The following is a 21,388-nucleotide window of genomic DNA, read 5'->3' as shown; positions in this document are numbered from 1 at the left end:
ATGATGAGCGACATGCCTCATTCATTCTTATATTTCAAGCGTAAACGGCTTTGCCAACTTAATGGCAAAAGCTCGTTTCGCGGAGAAATATAAGCATTATGATGAGCAGCATGCCTCATTCATTCTTATATTTCAAGCGTAAACGGCTTTGTCAACTTAGTGACAAAAGCTCGTTTACACCCTTTTATACCAAGTGTGTACGCACGAATATGTCCTCATACCCATTGTACAAACATTTGGTCCCGCCTATGCCTGGAGCGGCTGCTTCCGCCATAAAAAAACTCCCGCCCTGCATCAAGGCAGAAGGGAGCGGCAGGTCGCTATTGGTCGGTCTCTATTTGGCCATGCTTCGTCATAATGACCGCTTTTCCCCGCACCTTAATGGCTGAAGTATGATCCGTGAATTGTACGATCAGCACTTCGTTGCGATCCAGCTTTTCGGTGTGATGAAACTTCGTATCTTGCCCGCGGGTCAGCCCGATAACCTGTACCCCTTGATCCTTCGCCTTAATGACGATAAAATCGCTGTTTGTCGGCTCCATTCTCCATCCCCCTTGTCGTTCCTCTCTGATAGACAGGTCGTTTATAAGTGTCACACTTATAAACGCATATCTACTTAAAAAGCGCCCGAACGCTAACGTCCGGACGCCGATTTAACGAATGCTGCTGTTAGTTGGATACGAGATCCTTAAGCGATTTGCCTGGCTTGAAAGCCGGGATTTTGCTAGCCGGAATATCAATTTCCAAACCGGTTTGCGGATTGCGTCCTTTACGAGCTTGACGCTCGCGAACCTCGAAGTTGCCAAAGCCAACAAGTTGGACTTTGTCGCCGCCTTGAAGCGCATCAGAAATGGCATCAAATACAGCATCAACTGCTTTAGTCGCATCTTTCTTGGACAGATCGGATAATTCAGCAACCTTGTTGATCAAATCCGTTTTATTCATTCGTTTCACCTCCCTATTAGGCAAATGAAGAGTCATCTTATCCCTCTTATTAACGGAATTACCTAAAAATATACATGCCATAGTTTTCTATGCATTTACCAAACCTATAGTAATACAGCCGTTTAGCAATTTCAAGTATTTCAGCGTGTTTCAGCATTTTTTCACGATTCTCATTAAAATCAGCTAGCCATTTCGGCGTTTGTTCAGATGAATGAACGTAACGGCGAGCGCCAAAACGAGCACGACACCTTTAATAATATCATTGGAATAATACTGCACCTTCATCATCGTCAAACCGTTCAATAGCACCCCGATCAGCAGCGCTCCAAAAAAAGTACCAATCACATTCGGCTTGCCCGCGCCAAACACGGAATATCCAACAAATACGGCCGCGACGGCCTCCATCATCATAGGCGCTCCAGCGTCAATTTGCCCGGTTCCAACACGTGCGGCAAACAATACCCCGCCAATCGCAGCAAAGACCCCTGAAGCCACATAGGCGGCTGTACGAATGCGGCGAACGCGGATGCCGGACAAGCGTGCTGCTTCTTCATTGCCGCCTGTCGTTTGCATTTGACGTCCCCATTTGCTGTATTTGAAAAACAGATGGACGACTATAACAGCGATGACCATCAAAATAACAGGCACCGGAATTTGGCCGATTTTGCCTTGCCCCAGCCATAGGAACGAGCTGTTGAAAACGCCTGGCGCAGTCGAGCCGTCAGGCATCGGCATATTGTTGTAGATCGAGTAGCCCTTCGTATACGTTTTGTGAATGCCGGCAACAATGTACATCACAGCAAGCGTAGCGAGCAGATCCGGAATCCGGATGCGCACGATGAGCAGCGCGTTAAGCAGCCCTACCAAGGCGCCGATCGCGATTGCCACGATAAGCACAACAACAAGCGGCTGCTCAAACCACACCATCATAGCGGCGGTTACAACCGTCGTCAGCGACACCGTCGAGCCTACCGACAAGTCAAAGCCGTCTACTGTCAGCGAAAAGGTTACGCCAATCGCAACAAAGGTCACGATAGAAATCGAACGCAAAATATCAGAAAGATTGGCATAAGTGAAAAAATGCTCATCCCATAATGAGAAAAATAAGATGACAATTGCAATAACGATGAGCGAGCCATATTTAAATAAAAAGCTTGAAAACTTCTCCATTACACCGTTTCATCCTTTCCACCGCTGGCATATAGCATCAGCTTCTCCTGCGTCGCTTCACCGCGTCCAAACTGCTTGACGAGCTTCCCGTCGCACATGACCATAATCCGGTCGGCAATCCCGATCGCCTCGGCAAATTCACAGGTCAAATATACAATAGCTTTTCCTTGGGTTGCGAGTGTTCCGATTATTTTGAAAATGTCGCTTTTGGCGCCAATGTCTACACCTTTTGTCGGCTCATCAAACAAATACACCCTTGCGCCGGTAGGCAGCCATTTGCCAATGGACACCTTCTGCTGGTTCCCCCCGCTCAAATGCGCGACCTTCTGCTCTGGCGAGGAGGTTTTGACGCCAAGCCGCCCAATTACAGCTTCAGCATTATTCGTCTCGCGTTTCCCTGACAAAAAGCCGAGCTTGGATAGCACACCCAAAATCGGCAAGCTGAGATTGTTTTTAACCGATTCCTCTACCAAAATCCCCTGCTTGCGGCGCTCCTCCGGCACAAGCACAAGCCCGCCTTTAAACGCATCCGCTGGCGAAGCCAGATTGACGGCCTGTCCATTTACGCTTACCGTACCGCCATCCGCTTTGTCTGCACCGAACAGCAGACGGGAAAGCTCCGTTTTTCCCGCCCCTACAAGGCCGACTATCGCAACGATTTCACCGCTCTTCACATCAAAGCTGACATCCTTAACCTGATGTCCCCGCTGAATGCCGTTTACGTTCAGGAGCGGCTTCCCAATTGTCGCATCCAGCTTCGGATACTCCTCCTCGAACACTCGTCCGAGCATGGCGTGGACGACGTCCTGCATCGTCATGGCGGCTGCAGCCTCGGTAACGATCCTCTCTCCATCACGCATAACGGTTACACGATCGCAAATTTGGAATATTTCCGGCAAGCGGTGGGAAATGAATACGATGCCGATACCTTCTGACTTAAGCTGGGCAATAACACGGAATAACCGCTCCGCTTCTTCCAAACTCAAAGGGGCGGTCGGTTCATCAAAAATGACATATTTGGCTTTCTCGGTCAGCAAGCGCGCAATTAATACGAGCTGTTTTTCTGCAAGCGTCAGCTCTCCTGCCTTCCTCCGAACGGGAATACGCGCACCTAAACGAGCCAGAGTTTCCTCTGCCTCCTTCTCCAGCTTGCTCCAGTTCAGCCACGCCTTGCTTCCTTTCGCCGAAATGCGATCCAGCATGACATTCTCCACTACGCTAAGCTGTGCAACCAGTGCGGTATCAACCTCCTGATAAACACAATGGATGCCCAATGACTTGGCATCCCCTGGCGAACTGATATGAGCTTGCTGTCCATCGATTACGATGGTTCCTTCATCCTGGCTGTAGGCCCCTGATAAAATTTTCATCAGCGTGCTTTTGCCCGCGCCATTGGCGCCAAGCAGCGCATGGACCTCACCGCTTTGCAAGATAAAATCAACATTCCGGAGAGCGGGAATGCCGGAAAAAGCTTTCCGGATTCCCTTCATTTGCAATTGTTTGTTTGCACTCATCGTTTGCATCTCTCCATCCCTGCATGTGCATATTGCTTAGGGCAAGCCCTTATTTCAATGCTTCCAAATCTTTCATCCAATCCTCATAACCTTGTGTGCTGCTTCCCCAGCCTTCTACATGCTCGGAAAGTTGTGTAGTGCTGACTTTCTCTTCTGGCAACGCATCACGGTGAACGTATACCGGCTCCAGAACGACTAAAGGCTCATTTGCATCGCCTTTGAATTCTTTGTACAAAATACGAACTTGTACGCGGCCGATATCTTTAGGATCAACAGCTGCCGAAGCGACCCAAGGGCTCGTTTTGTCTTGAATCATTTGCAGATCCTCATCGCTCATGTCGATGCCGTATACTTTAATTTCTGTACGGCCAGCTTGCTGAATAGCACGGGAAGCGCCTTTTGCAAACTCATCCCAAGCCGCCCATACTGCTGTAATATCGCCTTTGTTCGGGTATTGGCGCAAAATGGCTTCCATCTGCGATTGCGTATCAAGCGCCGGGTTGTTGGCATTACCGAAAGCGGCAATTTCTTTAATGTCAGGATATTTCTCTTGGAACTGCTTGTAGGCCACTTGGCGGCGCTCCATTGGCGCAAAGCCTGCTACCCATACTTTAACGATATTGCCTTTGCTGCCAGCATCTTTAGCGAGCTGCTCCAGCGTAATTTCAGCCATTTTCTGGTCATCCTGCTGCAATACAGGCACGCCATCCACTTTCACATCTGCATCGAATACGACAACAGAAATGCCTTGCTCTTTCGCTCTTTTAATTCCCGCTTCGAGCGCCGCAGCTTGTCCATGGTCAATCAAAATGCCGTCAAAGCCTTGGTTGATTGCTGCATCAAGGTTAGAGGACATTTTCGCCAAGTCATTGTCGGATGCGAAAACCGTTACTTCTCCGCCAAATTTTTGAGCTTGCTCTTTCACCCCTTCTACATATTGAGATGAAAAGGTTCCTGTATTAAATTGCATAACAAGCGCAAGTTTTTTACCCTTTAATGCTGCCAAATCGCTGCTTCCGCCAGCTGCATTGTCTGCTGTAGCTTCAGCTGATGCTGTCGGCGAGGCCGATGCTTCACCTGCCGGCGCATTGTTTTTTGCCGCTCCGCAAGCCGATATTACCAGCAGTACTGCAGCTAGAAAAATTGTTAACGAAAGCTTACCCCATTGTTTCATGTTCTTTCCCTCTCCCCATCTCATGTCTCTATCATCAGTGTATTGCTTCTTTGCAATCATATCATTTTATCCCACTATGTCAATCGGAATTTAGTATATTGTCGAAAAAAATCGTTTGACGCGACAATTGTCATTATAGTAACGCTTTTCAAAAATTGCAACCTCATTTTAATAGCTGCAATTGCCCGAGCACCAACCGCCGCAAATGCAAAGCAGCCGCTGCTTGAAAGCCCGTTAGGCCTTTCAAGCAGCGGCTGTATTCAACTATGTCCGAATGCTTTACAAAATTATGGCGATCAGGCCACCGGAACCCTCGTTAATAATCCGGCCCAGCGTTTCCTGAAGCTTGTAACGCGCGTTGTCCGGCATCATCGCAATTTTGCCCTGAATGCCTTCTCTTACGAGCGAATGCAGCGAGCGGCCGAAAATGTCGGACTCCCAAATTTTGATGGGATCGCTCTCGAAATCCTGCATCAAATATCGTACGAGCTCTTCGGTCTGCTTCTCCGAGCCTATAATCGGCGCAAATTCCGATTCCACATCGACGCGGATCATATGGATAGATGGAGCTGTTGCTTTCAGCCTTACGCCGAATCTTGAGCCTTGGCGAATGAGCTCCGGCTCCTCGAGCGCCATCTCTGCAAGCGTGGGAGCTGCAATGCCGTAGCCCGTCGCCTTAACCATTTCCAGCGCTTCGGCGAATCGGTCATATTCCCGCTTCGCGTGGGAAAATTCCTGCATTAGCTGAAGCAAATGATCTTTGCCGCGAATTTCTACGCCGACCACTTCCATCAAAATCCGGTCATACAGCTCATCCGGCGCATACAGGTCGATCTCGGCTACGCCCTGCCCCATATTCATGCCGCTGAGTCCCGCCCGGGCGATAAAGTCGTAATCCATAAACTGCGCGACTACCCGGTCCACATCCCGTAAACGGCGAATATCCTTTACCGTATCGCGGACCGAGTTTTCATAGTTGCTGCGCAGCCAGTGATTTTCATTAAGTACCATTACCCAGCTTGGCAGATTCACATTGACTTCATGAACAGGGAACTCGTAAAGCACTTCGCGCAGTACCGAAATAACTTCCTCTTCCCCCATCGTTGCTACGCTGAGCGTAATGACCGGAATATCATATTTCGTTTGAAGCTCGGAGCGCAGCTGCAGCGCTTCCTCGCTGCGTGGACGCGTCGAATTAATAATCAGCACAAACGGCTTGCCTACTTCCTTCAGCTCGCTGATGACCCGCTCCTCGGCCTCTACATAGGAGCTGCGCGGGATTTCTGCGATAGAACCATCAGTCGTTACGACTACGCCTAATGTAGAGTGCTCCTGGATGACTTTGCGCGTGCCGATTTCCGCTGCTTCCTGGAAAGGAATCGGATCATCGAACCACGGCGTTGTAATCATCCGCGGCCCATTTTCATCCTCATAGCCTTTCGCACCTTCTACCGCATAGCCGACGCAATCGACCAGCCGTATATTTACTTCCAGCCCTTCGGCTACTTTCAATTGCACCGCTTGGTTTGGCACAAATTTTGGCTCGGTTGTCATGATGGTTTTGCCCGCGGCGCTTTGCGGCAGCTCGTCTACGGCTCGTATACGATCAGCCTCACTCGTAATGTTAGGGAGCACCACCGTTTCCATGAACCGCTTAATGAACGTTGATTTGCCCGTCCGGACAGCCCCTACAACACCGAGGTAAATATCCCCACCGGTACGTTCGGCTATGTCCTTGAAAATGTCTACTTTCTCCACTGAATATCCCCTCCCAATTGATTTCCCGGTTCGCCGCCTTCCACCGGACAAGAGGGCAGGCCAGCGACGCAACTCGTACAGCTTTTAGGACTAGTAATATCCTATTGTTCCAACTCTCCGATTATGACGATTGTTATGAAATCTTTTAAAGCTTCTTTCACGTTCTTGCCCTTCCAAGATTGAGTTATATGAGAAATGCCGCTGCAGTATGCCAATACAGCAAAAAATCCTCCAAACCGATTCTTGAGGAATCAAGCTTGGAGGATGCCAAAATCATAGCCTATGAACATCAATTGATATGAAATTTACGATACCGCCTGCGGCTGCCCGTCCACCCAATTATAGACGGGAGCCTTTACTGGCACAAATACATCCCGCTCGACCAACAGCCTGCGCAGGTCGAAATCGGCGGCGAAGGACGTTTCGCCATCCTTCTGGATCGCCTGCATGAGATCAGGGCCATAATCCGCATAAATCTGGCCTTTCTCGTCCAGCATTGCCGCCATCGTCAAGCCTGAGTAGCTGCTGACAATCGTAGGCGCTTTTTTGCCAAGCAAATTGTAATCCACATAATAAAAGCCCGGGTAAGCCTCGTCGCCCTTCGGCAGCTTGCCCGCATTAGCAGTGGAATACGCCTGCACCCAGCTCGAAATATCGTTAATCTGCTGATAAATGCGCAAATCCATCAATCGAACTTTAGGATCTGTTTCTTCATCCGTAATTAAAAAATAAAAATTGCCGCCCTTCTCAAATGCCGCGGACGGAATGTCACCCAAATACCCTTTTCCTTGCAGCGGAACGAAATCAAGGATGAACTTCTCATATAACGGCGTTTCAGGCGTGCTATTCTTAATTGGCAGTACACCCGTATCTGCCTTATACTCATCAATTGCGGCCTGTACATTGCGGACCGCCTCTTTCGGAGCGCCTTGATTTTGCGATAGGCGATCATTCGGATACATGCATCCAGTTAACACCAGCAGCACGGCGGCAGCTGCCAGCAGCGCTGCCCTCCGCGCCCATAGCCCGCGGCTAACTGGATGCGCAAGCACGAAATTAAACATTTTAACGCGTCCCCCTATCTCTCCAGCCTTACCAAAGCTTATCATCTTCCTCGGCCTGTTTTGCCAGCTGCCTAAGCACCGCTGCGCGCAGCGGGTCCATCGGAATTTCGGCCTGCACCTTGCCTTTCACGCGCGCCTGGCAAGACAGCCGTATGCCGTCTTCCATGCCTGCAAGCTTGCGCCGTTCCACTTCACCGATTGGCATCAGCTCGCTGCCTGGCTTTACTTCCATTTTGCACATAAAGCAAGCGGCATTGCCATCGCAGCGCGTTCTTACCGCAATACCCGCTTGTCTTGCAGCGTCCAGCAGCGTTGTACCAGGGCGCACCTTAATGGTTTTGCCAGCAGGCAGAAACGTCACCTCGGCGCTCATATCAGCTGCCCTACCCGCTGCTCCGCAATCCAGCGGCGCACTTCCGCTTTCAGCGCTGCACTGAGCTGATTGCAGCTTTCCAATTGCTCTAGCGCTGGTTTATGGCGGGCTTCATCCTCGCAATACGCTTCAATAATCAGTTCATAACGATCTGGACGATCACGAAGCACATTAAACCATAGCTCATGGGCCAGCGGCACAACAGACACGGTCGCAGCGGGTGCAGAGCCGCCTCTGCCAACCTTTATCTGCTCTGCGTAAGGCAGCAGCAGCGAACGCACCTGCGTCTCGTAGCAGCTGTCGTGTGCTCGCACAACAAATCCGCCTACAAGCTCAACGGGTACCCCGTCGATGAGATAGTGGCTCAGCCTGGAACGGTAAATACCCGTCTCATCCAATACAGGCATATCTGTGGAAAAAGGCTGCAGCAAGGCATGAAGACGAGCGACGTCAGCCTCATCGGTGTATAAATCCAAATCTCTAGGTTCGCTGTTCAGCGCCGTGCCTCTCAGCATAAGCCCTGCGCTGCCCCCAACGATCCAAGGAGCACCGCTTCCGGCTGTCAGCTGGGCAATGGAGGTTAACGCTTGCTCGATTTGTCCTCTAATGCTCATCACTTGCACTTCCTTCATCAAATTAATGGCGGCGCACTCTGCTCTATCAACTCCAACTACCCGTTAAAGCAACAAATGACGAGGTGGTGAAACTTATAAATGCTTATATTTTAAAAATAAGGCTTGTTAACCGCTTTAATGTTCACATCAACCGACTTTACAATCGCCTGGCAAGCAAGGCGATAGCCTTCTTCAAACTCTTCCGGGTCCATACGATCCCATTCCTGATCCGTTATCCCTTCAAGCCCGCTAGCCCCTTCAATCACATGACAGCGACAACGGGCGCAGGTGCCCCGTGTGCAAGAGAAAGCAAAATCCACATTATGCTTCATGGCCAAATCCAGCAGCGACAGCCCGTCCTCCGCTTCTACAATCGCCGTTTTCGTTCTCCCCGTAAGCTCAATCATAAACGCAACCGTCCCCTTCTCTATCTGGATGTATGTATGCCCCTCGTATAACCGTTAAATAATGGAAATGACTCCGCAAATAAAACCAATGACCAGCAAAACAAAAGCAATCAGCGATAAAATAAATTTGACGATCCCCTTCGTCTTAATCCGGGCAAATGTAATGATAACCGCCGAAATGGCCATTAAGCCGATGCCGATCAGCGAAACCCACATTTTCATCATAGCATCCATAGTCGACTCTTCTCCCACTCTTCACCAATGTAATAAATGCAACCCATATTATATCATTGACTGCAAAAAAGGACAAAAGGCGCAAAATTGCCGCTGCGGAATCGCTCCGCTGCAGCAAAGCTTTGCGCTTTTGCCCAAATATAAGGATTTGTTACTTCTTGATCATCATTTTGACAAGCGATTCCATGCTGCCCATATTCATGCCGGTCGCCTTAACGGCTTTGACAATATCGTTTATAGTCGATTCCGCAACAGGCACCTTCGCCATCTCTGCCACTTGCTTGATCAGCTTGCGTAGTTCGGCTTCGTTCTGCATTGTCGAATCCGTTACACCGCTGGCCAGCTTCTTGACCGAGTTTTCGGAAATATTTTTGCCCGTTTTTTTATTGATTGCGCCGAGCACGTCTTTTGAAATATTTTTTCCCATGCACTAACCTCCCATCGCAATCGCTTCAGCTCGTTGCTCTTAAGCTTTAGCTCCGATGGGATATCATATGAGCAAGGAAATCGTTTGGTGTAGGCGCCTGTCTTAGCCGATGCTTTCAATCTCATGGGTTTTTAACCGGCCCATAAGATGCTCAACGGCTGCTTTTGGCGAAAACTCCTCAAACAGCACCTTATACAATTGCGAGGTAATCGGCATTTCAACCTCATAGCGCTTCGCCAGCTCAAACGCGGCACGCGTCGTACGCACGCCTTCAACGACCATGCCCATCTTGGTGAGCACGTCGCCAAGCGGCGTACCATCCGCCAGCATATGCCCCGCACGCCAGTTGCGGCTGTGCTGGCTCGTACAAGTAACGACCAGATCGCCAACGCCGGCAAGCCCAGCGAAGGTGAGCGGATTGGCGCCCATGGCAGCGCCTAAGCGTCCAATCTCTGCAAGGCCTCGCGTCAGCAGTGCCGCTTTGGCGTTATCGCCGAAGCCGAGCCCGTCGGATAAGCCAGCACCGAGCGCGATAATATTTTTAATCGCGCCAGCTACTTCAACGCCTACGACATCCGGATTCGTATATACGCGAAAATCGGAGCTCATGAAAGCATCCTGTGCTTGCTCGGCAGCTTTCATGTCCGCCGAAGCGACAACAACGGTTGTAGGCTGGCGTTTTATGACTTCCTCCGCATGGCTCGGGCCAGACAGCACCACAATTTGCTCAGTTGTACGGCCTAGCTCTTCGGAAAGCACCGTCGTCATCCGCTTCAGCGTATCGGCTTCAAAGCCTTTTGTCGCATGGACGCAAAGCGTCTGAGCTGGAAGATAAGGAGCAGCCTGCTTCGCCACTTCCCGCATGGCGCCGGATGGAGCAACGAATAGGGCAAGCTCCGCTCCGCTGAGCGCTTCTTGCAAGTCGGTCGTTGCCTTAAGACCTTCAGGAAGCGTTACGCCTGGCAAATATTTAGCATTCATGCGGCTTTCATTGATGCCGCTAGCCTGCTCCGCATTACGCGTCCACAACAGCACCTCATAGCCGTTGCGAGCCAGAACGGAAGCAAGCGCTGTTCCCCAGCTTCCCGCTACAAGCACCGCAGCGCGGCGCGCTTGTTCGGTCTTTGCTTTTGCCATATTGGACTCACATTCCTTTCTTTGCGCCAAGCTTGTTCTCCGTTCCCTTAAACAGCTTCACAATATTCGCCTTATGACGAACAAACGCGAATACGCATAATACAAGGCTCGCGCAAAGCAGCGGCAAAGAGCTAGTAAACAAAGCAATAAAGATCGGCGTCAATGCTGCGAACAGCAAGGAACCAAGCGATACGAAGCGCGTAATGGCAATAGCAAGTATAGCGACGATACCCGCAAGCAGCGCTGGCAAGAAAGCAAGCGTTAAAATGACACCAACGGTTGTCGCGATGCCTTTGCCGCCTTTAAAACGAAACCAAATCGGCCAGTTATGGCCAATAATAGCTGCAAGGCCGCATAAAGCAGGCGTCCAGCTTGCCGCGTCGCCTCCGCTGAGCCACTCTCCCAGCAGTACAGCTACTACCCCTTTTGCAATATCCAGCAAAAAGACCGTAATACCCGGCCCTTTACCAAGCACGCGAATCGTATTCGTCGCCCCGGCATTGCCGCTGCCATGCTCGCGAATGTCAATGCCTTTCAGCCATTTCGCGATGACGATGCTGAATGAAACGGAACCTAATAAATAACTGATAATAACTGCAATGGCTGAGTACAGCACGCCTCTTCTCCCCTAATCCTCGTCTGACTTGCGACGTGTAAATAACCGTAGCGGCGTGCCTTCGAAATTAAACGCTGCCCGTATTTTATTTTCCAAATAACGCTCATATGAGAAATGCATCATCTCTGGCTCATTGACGAAAATGACAATCGTCGGCGGTTTTGTCGCCACTTGTGTCACATAGTTGATTTTCAGACGTTTGCCTTTGTCGGTTGGCGGCGGGTTGTAAGCAACCGCATCTCCAACAATATCATTCAGCAAATGCGTCTGAATACGCAAAGCATGCTGCTCCGAAACGTGATTCACGACAGGCAGCAGCTTATGCAGACGGGACTTCGTAAGCGCGGATAAATAAACGATCGGCGCATACGACATAAACAGGAAGTGGTCGCGAATCGTCTGGGAGAAAGCTTGCATCGTTTTCTCGTCCTTCTCGACGACATCCCATTTGTTGACGACAAAAATAGATGCTTTGCCCGCTTCGTGCGCATAGCCTGCAATATGCTTGTCCTGCTCGATAATGCCTTCCTCGCCATTAATTAGGATGAGGGCAACGTCAGCGCGTTCAATTGCTTTCATCGCACGCATAACGCTGTATTTTTCCGTGGATTCGTACACTTTGCCGCGCTTGCGCATACCAGCCGTGTCGATCAGCACGTACTTCTGTCCATCGCGCTCGAAAGGCGTATCAATAGCGTCGCGAGTTGTACCTGCTACATTGCTGACGATCACGCGTTCTTCGCCAAGCAGCGCATTTACAAGCGAGGATTTGCCAACGTTTGGACGTCCAATCAACGCAACGCGAATAACATCTTCCTCGTATTCAACATCTTCGATTTCTGGCAGCTTCGATACGGCAGCATCCAGCAAATCGCCAATGCCCATGCCGTGGGAGCCGGAAATGGCAATCGGTTCGCCAAAGCCTAAGCCATAAAACTCGTATACCTCGTCCATACGTCCCGCATTGTCTACCTTGTTAATAGCGAGTACGATAGGCTTGCGGGAGCGAAACAGCATTTGTCCCACTTCCTCATCCGAATGGGTGAGGCCCGCTTTCGCATCTGCCATAAAAATAATGACATCTGCCTCTTCAATTGCCAGCTCGGCTTGCATCCGAACCGATTTCATAATTTCATCTTCACCATCAATTTCAATGCCGCCTGTATCTACAATATTAAAGGCTATGCCATTCCATTCTCCGGTGCCGTACAGCCGATCCCTCGTAACCCCCGGCTTATCTTCTACAATTGCCAGCCTGTCGCCGACTATCCGATTAAATATGGTAGACTTACCCACATTCGGGCGCCCGACGATGGCGATAACAGGTCTTGCCATAGTTATCGATTCACTCCTTCAGTAATTCTCACGCTTACCATCATAGCAAAAAACAGCCGCCTTGGCTAACTTTTCATGTTAAAGGTGATTAACGAGGATAATGACGCCATTTTTTAGATTATGGGCATTGGCATTCAAAATCTTCTCCAGCAGAAAAGCTGTCTGCTCCAGTTCCTGTTCATTGTCTGTAAAAAAGATCGGTGCACCGCCTCCTGCGACATCCCGGTTGCTCGAAACGACTGCAACAATATTCGCCATGTTCAGCCCTCCTGCTTATTGACTTTCGCTTCTGTAGGCATGCGCACAGCCGATTCGAGAATCGGAACGCGTCCGATCACCTTGAGCGCCTTGCTCTTGTCCCTGTCCTGCGGAAGCATAAATACGGCAAGCCTGCCGTCCTTCATATCGAGCTTCGCCATTGGAATTAAGGCCGGTTCGCCATCATCCCGGTAAACGCCCAGCATCGTAGCCAAATCGTACAAAATCGCTTGGCGCTGGCCCAAATTACCCATTGTAACCTTGCTGTTCGCGTTGAGAGGCGTCAATATAAAGCCCATTCCGCGTTCGCGAATGATATCCTGATTTGACTTAAGCCCCACATTCATAATATAAATGTCGCCAACGAGCAGATCCGGCCCATCCATACGCACTTCCGCTGTTTCCGCCGAAATAATATGGGACAGCGTTTTGCCCGAACGAAAATGATGGACGATCAGCAGCGATAAGCCTCCTGCCAGCAGGCCGACCCAGAGATTGACCATTACCGCAAAAAGGCTGGTAAGCAGCGAGGACATGATTACGAGGTAATTGCGCCCTTCAAATACCATCGCGATGCCCTCGATATAAGTCGCTCCGCGGCTGACGAGCTCCAAGCTGTCGATTTTCGTCAGCGTCTCGCGCTCCATTTTTCTGACATCCCGAAATTGCTGTGCTGCTAATGATAAAAAGGTAATAGCCGTATAGTCTTTACTATATAGCGCAGGAACGGCTACTGCACCGAGTGCCGCCGCAATAACGCCTAGCGAAATATGGATAATTCGGCCGTGAGGATAAGTCGGATATTGGCGATAATCGGTTCTTAGCATCAGCAGCCTCGCAATAATACCGAATGCCATTCCAAGCAATACGCCAAGCAAATGCTTATTCGCAATTAAATAATGGCTCATTTTGGGGAGCTCCCTCCTTTATTTCTCCAGCCCGCTTCCGCTCCCGCCACCTTGCTGTAAGAAGCTCGGAGCAAGTGGAAAGCTATACTGATGAGCCTCGCACAGGCAAAAGCGAGCCAAAAGCTGTCCCACCAAGCCAAGGAGCCAATGCGAGCCATGTAAGTGCCACTTGATAAGAGCCCATTCGCCAATTCCGCCATAGCAGCCGCCAGCAGCAAAATACCAAATTGATGGCCCGGCTTCACTGAAAAAGCGGCTACGAGCAAACCGCCGAGCAGCCCTCCATCCCAAGCGGGGTCAAGCCAAAAAAACACCGGATCAAGCCGGTATAGCTTTTGGATGGCACCCAAAATAATACCGGTCAAGCAAGCACACAACAGCAGATATCGCCTCGATTCTCCGCCTGCCCCTCTGCGAAACGACCAGCAGACAGCGACTGCCACAATCATTATGCTTGCATAAATCTCAACGGCCGTCCCATAAATGGTTACATGATAATGAAACGGCTGGGCAAACAGACATAAAACGGCAACGATCAGCTTTGAACGCCCTGCTCCGACATATTCCGCCCAGCCAGTCGTCATTAATATGAATGCCATAATCATAATCCAGAACGACAAATATCCTTCGTTCACAGCCAAATCACCCCACGTGAAGCTATTATGCGCCAAAAAAAAGAGGCTATTCCTCATTATGAAACATAAGGAACAACCTCTTCTTCACCTTATTCACGGACTCCTTACAAATGTTTACCTAATAATGCTCTAACCTGTACCAAAGAGGATGGCAGCAACTTATCCATTTGCTTCTTGGATTTGAACTGAAACTCCTCCAGTCTCCGAAGCACGTTGGAGCGAATATAATCTTTGTCTGTCTGGTGCCGCTCCAGCAAACGCTCATAAATAGGCAAAAGCGCGGGATCTATTATCCCTGTCAGTGCCTGTAGAGCAATAAGCTTTACTCGTACTTCTGAATCGTCGAGCCTCTGGATAAGTTCGCTTGCATACATCCCTTTTTTGCTAGATTGGCCTGCCTGGTAAACAGCATGAACTCGAATTTCCACATCCGGATAAGTGAAAAAAGGCAGCAGCATAGGCAGCATTTCAACTTCCGCCGCATGAAGAATGTAGCAGATGAACCGAAACGTTTCAGCATCTGCCGCCGCTGGCAGCATGCTTATGAGCTCTTCATTAAATTGCTGATCCCCTTTGGGCATATACCAGTGAATGACCTGGATGGCACACAATCGATTTTCAGCACTGCTGCTCGTTAATTCTTCATGAATGAGCCTCGCAGCCTCGGCAAAATTTTTCTTGGCCAAAATTTGCAGACATAATTGGCGTACTTCGTTTGAAGAGCTTTCATATTGCGAGACCAGAAAAGCAATCGTCTCAGCCGTTATATTTTTCAGCTTGAACATTCCGTTTAATGCCTCAAGTTTTACAGACTCATCTAATGTAGATTGATAGAGCTCGGTGAGTTCCCGTTCATCTCCGCCACGCCGCATACCGAACCAGCTGGTTTCATAGCCAGCAATGATTTCATCGAGCCAACGCTCGTACCAGTCCAGAAAATTTGCTTCAAAGGTAACGAATGGTTTTTGGTAGTCGAGATCGATATAAACGACCTTACCGCGATGCTCGCCTGTTATCATTAACATCGTCTCATACGTGCAGCCCTGCTCCCCAATGTTCAGCAAGCCTTGAAAAGCTTTCGCCTGCTCTTCTTCATACTGCTCGTCACTTATATTGCTATCATCATGCAGCGCAGGGTAGTCAGCTTTCCATTGCTCCTTGGTCAATTCAGGACGTATAGAAGATGGCTTATCCATTCGCTCAAGCTCAATGGACTGTTTTTCCCCTAGAGGGTGAATGCCATAATAAGGCCCCGCTCCCCCGTTGCCAATATTCGTCAAAAAAGCGGCATATTCCACAGGCAAAACGATGCCGTGTTTTTGCTCAAATTCGCGGAGCTCCTCTAGTCCAAGCGGTTCATGCAAACGATATTGATGACTGTTAGCTCCAAATAGCTGATAGTTTGCATCCACCTTAGCCGCGTCCTTTAGCTTCCGCTTAATACGCTCTAATTGATTATGTATCGTCATTTTATTCCACCTTTTCGAGAAGGCTGCCCGGCTGTATTCTGAAATGTTAAAATGCAAAAGGCCAAGCTGCTGCTTGGCCTTTTGAGCGAACATATATACGTCAATGCTCGCTGTAAAACGCAATAACGTATTATTTCAATTTATTCAGTTTGTCGCCGAAACGCTCAGCCAGCGAGTAGCTCATGCTTTGGCTGTTCAAGCTAACATTAGGATTGTTCAGTTCCTCTTGTTTAGGAGCGCGCTCGCGTTGTTGTCTTTCTGGCTTTTGCGGTTGCTCAGGAGCTTCTTCTGTTTCCTTGATGCTCAGGCTAACGCGTTTTTCAGCAGGGTTGAAGTCAAGAACTTTCGCTTGAACTTCTTGCCCTTCTTGCAATACCTCGAAAGGAGTCGCAATATGACGGTGAGCGATTTGGGAAATGTGTACCAAACCTTCAACGCCTGGAGCAATTTCAACAAATGCGCCGAAAGTAACGAGGCGACGAACTGTACCTGTTACGATATCGCCAATGTTGAATTGGCTTCCAGCTGTTTCCCAAGGACCTGGTTGAGCAGCTTTCATGCTCAGGCTGATTTTACCAGCAGCCGGATCAACTTTAAGAACTTTAACCGTTACCGCTTGACCTTCAGCTACTACATCTTTAGGATGAGCAACGTGCTGCCATGAAAGCTCAGAAACGTGAACGAGACCGTCAACGCCGCCGATATCAATGAATGCGCCAAATGGTGTCAAACGTTGAACAGTACCTTCAAGCTGCTGGCCTGGCTCAAGAGCCGCGATCAATTTTTGTTTGTTGCCTTCAAATTCTGCGTCCAATACTTCTTTCGCAGACAAAATGACTTTGCCGTTCTCTTGGTCGATTTCTTTCACTTTTACGCGAAGTGTGCGGCCTTTGTAGTCGCTGAAATCTTCTACAAAATGACGCTCAACCATCGAAGCCGGGATAAAGCCGCGTACGCCAACATCAGCGACAAGGCCGCCTTTTACAACGTCAGCTACGACAACTTCAAATACTTCGCCGCTCTCGAAACGAGCTTGCAGCGAATCCCAAGCGCGCTCGCCATCTACGCTTTTCTTGGAAAGAACAAGCTTTTCTTTCTCGTCATCAATGCTGATAACTTTAAGCTCAACTTCTTGGCCTACTTGTACGGCATCGTTTGCATTATCCAATTGAACTGCGGACAGTTCGCGAATCGGGATAACACCGTCATATTTATATCCAAGGCTTACGTAAGCTTGGTTATCTTCGATTTTGACGATCGAACCTTTAACTGTATCCCCTTTTTTCAAGGATACGAAATTATCCATAGCCTCTTGATTTTCCGCTACTGCGGACTCTTGCACATTGGTTTCTTCTGACATTGAAATAACCTCCTCAATTCATCCAACAACTTTTCAACTTACAAATTTATTTAAATCCGCCAACGTTCTAAAGTGAAACATTAAGCAGCATTTAAAACAGCTATGTTTATTTGTTCGCTGCAATAAGGGCGCGAACATCCTTCATAATCGCATCCGTAAGGCGGTCCAGCTTATCCGGTGAAGAATCATCAATAAATGCGGTAAGATCAACCGGCTTGCCATAATAAACCGTTACTTTGCGAAACAAGGAATAATTACCCACAATTGCCACAGGTATAACAACCGCATTGCTGCGAAGCGCAATCATTGCCGCCCCCTTCTTCGCTTCCCCGCCTTGATTGCGGCGAGAGCCTTCCGGGAAAATACCCATTACATTGCCTTCCTTCAGCAGGGTGATCGCTGATTTGATCGCCTCTTTGCTTACGCCTCCGCGCTTAACTGGAAAAGCTCCAAATGCCCGAATGAGCGGTCCGAAAACCGGAATTTTAAACAATTCCGCTTTCGCCATATAATGGACTTTCCGTGGAACCTTGACGCCGACCGTAGGCGGGTCAAAATTGCTGACGTGATTGGCGCATAAGATGACCGGCCCGTCAGCAGGTATATTCTCAAGCCCTTTGGCTTCAAGACGGAATAGGCATATATAAAGCACGCGGAGAAGAAATCGGAACAACAGGTATAACATAGTTTACTTCGCCCCCGCCAATTTGGTTCTGCTTAATTTGACAATAGCTTGAGCGACCTCTTCAATCGACATCGCCGTGCTGTCCAGCAGGATTGCGTCTTCAGCGCGGACGAGCGGTGAAATTTCCCGCTGTTCATCCAGTTGGTCACGCTGCGAAATTTCTTCTGCAAGCTGTTCCAGCGTCACCGGCTGCTTGCCGACTAGCTCCTTGTACCTGCGAAGCGCACGCTCCTCAACGGATGCTGTTAAAAAAACCTTCAACTCAGCGTTCGGAAGCACATGGGAACCGATGTCCCTGCCATCCATTACAACACCTTTTTCCTCAGCCAGCCTGCGCTGCGCTGCGCCAAGAAATTGTCTGACCGCTTCATTCGCCGCATAATGAGACACATTCAGCGTCACATCGCGTGAACGGATTTGTTCGGTGACATTTTCCCCATTCAAAAATACAGTCTGTCCATTGTCGCCTGCCTGCAGCTTAATGTCCAGATGCGTCACATGGTCAGCAAGCTTGCCAGCTTCCTGCGGCTTAATGCCCGCCTGCTGCGAACTATAGGTCACGGCTCGATACATAGCACCTGTATCAATGTATACATATCCTAATTGTTCGGCAACTTTACGCGCTACTGTGCTTTTCCCTGCCCCAGCAGGTCCATCGATAGCAATGTTGATCCGCTCGCCGTCACCGTCTTGCTGCATCACTAAAAGTCAACCCCCCTTATGTCGAGATGGCTGGCTTGATACACCGTGACAGATGCGACGCTAACCTCTCAATAAAAAAGCAGGCTTTGCCTGCGGACGTGAAAATTATACCACACTATACGAGCGGATGCAAAAACACCCTCCACCTTGCTTTCAGGTATTTGAACGCATTATGAAGAAACCTGTCCTTGCAGACGGGTTCCTTCCATGCGCTCGGCTCCCGACAGCAAGTGTCTGACCGTGCTGCTTTGCAGCACTGTTTGCGCAAGCAAACATGCGATAAGCAGCGCGGCAGCCACGATGCCGAGCCCTTTTCCTATTTTATCAAACGGAACTGAAAAAGACTGGTTAGGAGCTTGTCCCTCCAGCCGTTTCCAGCTTTGCCCAGACGCGCGAGCCATGCAATCATTCCCTTCTATCCCTGTTAAAGGATAGCATGCGTAGAGGGCGGCCCAGCTATTCAGCGGTTGCGGAATTCCAGCTGGCGCTCAAAGCAATAGCGAATAATCCGCTGACGGTCTGAATCATTAATGCCGGCAAATTTAATCATCGCCTGATTGCGCCCCGTTTCAAGCTTTACAACCCTCACGATTTCCGCATTGAATGATGCATGCTCGATGGACCCATTTTTATAAGGAACAAGCAGCCAGCACTCCAGCACCTGACCTTGGGAAATCGGCCATTTCCCATCGCAAATGAACGAAATTCCGCCGCCCCCAACATCATCTGTAAGCGCCACGAAACGGACCTGATCCGGCGTTTTCACTGCGATTTCAAGCTCGGCAGCTACCCGCAGAAAATTGCGCCGCTGCACCTTTGTAATCTGATCAAGGTCCGGCTTCCGAATTTTGACCAGCTTGACGACGTCTTCCCGGAAACCAAGAACGTGGGAATTAAAGAAATGCTTGATTCCATCCTCCGATACAAAATAGACCGAAAGCTCGTCTCCCAAAAACATTCTTTTCATTCTGCCATTTTGGCTATTTATCGGGTTCTCAATCAAAAAACCTTCATCCAGCACCTCGGCAATACGCGCCTTGTACTCGATGGCAGCTTCTGCTTCATCAGAAGAAGCAATTTGGAAAAATAACATTTGATTAATTTTCGGCAACAAGTTGGCTCCCCCCTATAATGCTGTCATTATAACACGACATATAGAGAGGAGCCATATGGTTATTTACCGGAACTTGCCACTTTGTCAAGCGAAGACAGCACTTCAATCGATTCTTCCATGCCGCTGTCTGCATTAATGTAAATGCGGTAATCGCTATCATTGATCCGGCCCGTATATTCATAGCACAGCACTTCTTTGCCATCATCATTTTTGATCAGCGCCATCTGCTCTTTGGACACTTTCATATCCGGGTTCAGCGCCTTGCGCGCGTCTGCTTTGGAGATGCCTGCCTTCGGCAGCGTCCGCTTATGATGCTCGAACACATATTCATTCGCTTGCAGCGCCGCTATATCTCCATTATCAAGCGCAACCTTGACCGTCAGCTTGTCTGGATAAATCAGCACATCGTCCTGGTTGCCGACAAAGCCGAACGTTCCTGCATTATCATAGGCGTCATAGCTAACCGCCTTCATGCCGTCAAAGCCATGCTCTTTCAAAAACTTTTCAGCCGCAGCCCGCGCCTGCTCAATGTCCAGCTGCTTCTCTCCAATTTCACGGGGATCCATATAAGCGATCAGTTGGCCGCCCTTTTGCGAAAAATCCATATGGATCGTATTGCCCGACTTATGCTCGGACAACACTGCGGAATACGAAGCATATTCCGTGCCTTTGCCATTTTCAGCAACGCGAATTTCTTTGCCATCGCCTTTTTTGCCGGCAAACTTGGCAGCGCGCTGCTTAATTTCTTCCGGCGTAACAGCTTTACCGCTCAGCATGCTGATTGGGCGCTTCTCGTACATGCTTGAAACCGAAGGACCCCAGTTAATTTCCGGATAGCTACTTACCTTCTTATCGACACCTTTGAAGCCGTCGACAATTGTCTGATCGCCCTTGGCTTCCTTCGCAGCCAATGACAGCTCAACGTCCATCCAGCGCAAATGATTCGAGAGCACTTTTTCCTGCATGCCCTGCAAATCTTTTGAAATATCCTTGGAGTTGGCGTACAGCGTTTTGAGGGTTTTGAATTCATCCTCAGACAGCGGCTGCTTCGTCAAATCGCGAACGGAAGTTTTATAGGCAAAATTGGAAATGCGCGACAAAAACTCCTCCGCCTTGTCAAATGGAAGCATCGAAAGCGGCAGCTGGCTAATTTCGTTCTGCGCCTCGCTTGTTAGCCGCCATACGTTAACGAGCCCTTTTCGGTGATACGCTTGTGAGGTGGAATTGACGGCTAACGTATTGCCAAGCTGCTGATGCAGCTTATCCACATGGTAAGTTAAATTATGGAACGCCCGTTGATACTGATTTTCCGCCTTCATCAATACAGCGTTTTTCTCCTGATGCTCCTGATAGCCCCAATAGAGCGAACCTACAAGCAAAATAGCCGCAATTGGGAACAGCACCGCGCTTATCCGTCTATAAACCATACAAAAAGCTCCTTTCTTGTGCAAACCTGGTGTTAGTTTGGTTTGCTGAAAGGAGCTTTATG

Annotated in this window: 25 protein-coding genes; all 25 read right to left on the bottom strand. The window is 49.3% G+C overall.

Annotation, left to right across the window (positions count from 1 at the left end; translation table 11 throughout):
* Positions 1-320: 320 nt before the first annotated feature.
* The gene (gene mtrB / locus AC50Y5_RS04740) at positions 321-542 is read right to left on the bottom strand and encodes a trp RNA-binding attenuation protein MtrB (RefSeq protein ID WP_046232031.1); all 222 of its coding nucleotides are present in this window, start codon (positions 540-542) and stop codon (positions 321-323) included.
* Positions 543-669: 127 nt separating this feature from the next.
* Positions 670-981 (bottom strand): HU family DNA-binding protein, encoded by a 312-nt coding sequence (locus tag AC50Y5_RS04735; protein ID WP_074904845.1) that lies wholly within the window; start codon positions 979-981, stop codon positions 670-672.
* A 147-nt stretch (positions 982-1,128) separates the two neighbouring features.
* Positions 1,129-2,115: an ABC transporter permease gene (locus tag AC50Y5_RS04730; RefSeq protein WP_494858735.1), complete on the bottom strand. Its 987-nt coding sequence runs from the start codon at positions 2,113-2,115 to the stop codon at positions 1,129-1,131.
* Entirely contained in the window at positions 2,115-3,629 is a 1,515-nt protein-coding gene (locus AC50Y5_RS04725; protein ID WP_494858733.1) for a sugar ABC transporter ATP-binding protein, read from the bottom strand. The genes AC50Y5_RS04730 and AC50Y5_RS04725 overlap by 1 nt, the downstream gene beginning before the upstream one ends.
* 49 nt (positions 3,630-3,678) lie before the next feature.
* On the bottom strand, positions 3,679-4,803 hold the full coding sequence (locus AC50Y5_RS04720; RefSeq protein ID WP_494858731.1) for a sugar ABC transporter substrate-binding protein: 1,125 nt from the start codon (positions 4,801-4,803) through the stop codon (positions 3,679-3,681).
* A gap of 279 nt (positions 4,804-5,082) precedes the next feature.
* Complete coding sequence (spoIVA, locus tag AC50Y5_RS04715) at positions 5,083-6,561, bottom strand: stage IV sporulation protein A (protein ID WP_056028826.1); 1,479 nt, start codon at positions 6,559-6,561, stop codon at positions 5,083-5,085.
* A gap of 305 nt (positions 6,562-6,866) precedes the next feature.
* Positions 6,867-7,625: a YphF family lipoprotein gene (locus tag AC50Y5_RS04710; protein WP_056028828.1), complete on the bottom strand. Its 759-nt coding sequence runs from the start codon at positions 7,623-7,625 to the stop codon at positions 6,867-6,869.
* A 28-nt stretch (positions 7,626-7,653) separates the two neighbouring features.
* Positions 7,654-7,998, bottom strand: a complete 345-nt coding sequence (locus tag AC50Y5_RS04705; protein WP_056028830.1) for a 2Fe-2S iron-sulfur cluster-binding protein — start codon at positions 7,996-7,998, stop codon at positions 7,654-7,656.
* A complete protein-coding gene (locus AC50Y5_RS04700; RefSeq protein WP_056028832.1) occupies positions 7,995-8,612 on the bottom strand; it encodes a nucleotidyltransferase family protein in 618 nt (205 codons plus the stop codon). The genes AC50Y5_RS04705 and AC50Y5_RS04700 overlap by 4 nt, the downstream gene beginning before the upstream one ends.
* Before the next feature lie 110 nt (positions 8,613-8,722).
* Positions 8,723-9,019 carry a 2Fe-2S iron-sulfur cluster-binding protein gene (locus AC50Y5_RS04695; RefSeq protein WP_056028834.1) on the bottom strand — a complete coding sequence of 99 codons (297 nt, stop codon included), beginning with the start codon at positions 9,017-9,019 and terminating at the stop codon, positions 8,723-8,725.
* A gap of 54 nt (positions 9,020-9,073) precedes the next feature.
* On the bottom strand, positions 9,074-9,253 hold the full coding sequence (locus AC50Y5_RS04690) for a DUF2768 family protein (protein WP_056028836.1): 180 nt from the start codon (positions 9,251-9,253) through the stop codon (positions 9,074-9,076).
* 151 nt (positions 9,254-9,404) lie between these two features.
* Entirely contained in the window at positions 9,405-9,680 is a 276-nt protein-coding gene (locus tag AC50Y5_RS04685; protein ID WP_056028838.1) for a stage VI sporulation protein F, read from the bottom strand.
* 102 nt (positions 9,681-9,782) lie between these two features.
* Positions 9,783-10,817, bottom strand: a complete 1,035-nt coding sequence (locus tag AC50Y5_RS04680; protein ID WP_056032655.1) for an NAD(P)H-dependent glycerol-3-phosphate dehydrogenase — start codon at positions 10,815-10,817, stop codon at positions 9,783-9,785.
* Positions 10,818-10,824: 7 nt separating this feature from the next.
* A complete protein-coding gene (plsY, locus tag AC50Y5_RS04675) occupies positions 10,825-11,433 on the bottom strand; it encodes a glycerol-3-phosphate 1-O-acyltransferase PlsY (protein WP_494858726.1) in 609 nt (202 codons plus the stop codon).
* Positions 11,434-11,445: 12 nt separating this feature from the next.
* On the bottom strand, positions 11,446-12,768 hold the full coding sequence (gene der, locus AC50Y5_RS04670; RefSeq protein ID WP_056028842.1) for a ribosome biogenesis GTPase Der: 1,323 nt from the start codon (positions 12,766-12,768) through the stop codon (positions 11,446-11,448).
* A gap of 78 nt (positions 12,769-12,846) precedes the next feature.
* Positions 12,847-13,026 (bottom strand): capping complex subunit for YIEGIA, encoded by a 180-nt coding sequence (locus AC50Y5_RS04665; protein WP_494858724.1) that lies wholly within the window; start codon positions 13,024-13,026, stop codon positions 12,847-12,849.
* 2 nt (positions 13,027-13,028) lie between these two features.
* Positions 13,029-13,934, bottom strand: a complete 906-nt coding sequence (locus AC50Y5_RS04660) for a YIEGIA family protein (protein ID WP_056028846.1) — start codon at positions 13,932-13,934, stop codon at positions 13,029-13,031.
* On the bottom strand, positions 13,931-14,569 hold the full coding sequence (locus tag AC50Y5_RS04655) for a YphA family membrane protein (protein WP_155972710.1): 639 nt from the start codon (positions 14,567-14,569) through the stop codon (positions 13,931-13,933). The genes AC50Y5_RS04660 and AC50Y5_RS04655 overlap by 4 nt, the downstream gene beginning before the upstream one ends.
* A 104-nt stretch (positions 14,570-14,673) precedes the next feature.
* A complete protein-coding gene (locus AC50Y5_RS04650) occupies positions 14,674-16,038 on the bottom strand; it encodes an SMI1/KNR4 family protein (RefSeq protein WP_494858721.1) in 1,365 nt (454 codons plus the stop codon).
* 130 nt (positions 16,039-16,168) lie between these two features.
* Positions 16,169-17,398, bottom strand: coding sequence for a 30S ribosomal protein S1 (gene rpsA, locus AC50Y5_RS04645; protein ID WP_056028850.1), 1,230 nt, complete (start codon positions 17,396-17,398; stop codon positions 16,169-16,171).
* A 106-nt stretch (positions 17,399-17,504) separates the two neighbouring features.
* Complete coding sequence (locus AC50Y5_RS04640; protein ID WP_494858719.1) at positions 17,505-18,083, bottom strand: lysophospholipid acyltransferase family protein; 579 nt, start codon at positions 18,081-18,083, stop codon at positions 17,505-17,507.
* 3 nt (positions 18,084-18,086) lie between these two features.
* The gene (gene cmk / locus AC50Y5_RS04635) at positions 18,087-18,782 is read right to left on the bottom strand and encodes a (d)CMP kinase (RefSeq protein WP_494858812.1); all 696 of its coding nucleotides are present in this window, start codon (positions 18,780-18,782) and stop codon (positions 18,087-18,089) included.
* Between the two features lie 173 nt (positions 18,783-18,955).
* Entirely contained in the window at positions 18,956-19,186 is a 231-nt protein-coding gene (locus AC50Y5_RS04630) for a hypothetical protein (RefSeq protein WP_056028855.1), read from the bottom strand.
* Between the two features lie 59 nt (positions 19,187-19,245).
* Positions 19,246-19,899: a flagellar brake protein gene (locus AC50Y5_RS04625; RefSeq protein ID WP_099519916.1), complete on the bottom strand. Its 654-nt coding sequence runs from the start codon at positions 19,897-19,899 to the stop codon at positions 19,246-19,248.
* Between the two features lie 59 nt (positions 19,900-19,958).
* Positions 19,959-21,326 carry a germination protein YpeB gene (gene ypeB / locus AC50Y5_RS04620; protein ID WP_494858716.1) on the bottom strand — a complete coding sequence of 456 codons (1,368 nt, stop codon included), beginning with the start codon at positions 21,324-21,326 and terminating at the stop codon, positions 19,959-19,961.
* Positions 21,327-21,388: the final 62 nt, after the last annotated feature.

The organism is Paenibacillus sp. JT22N7, assembly GCF_059383875.1.
This window is presented reverse-complemented; position numbering and strand designations above follow the sequence as displayed.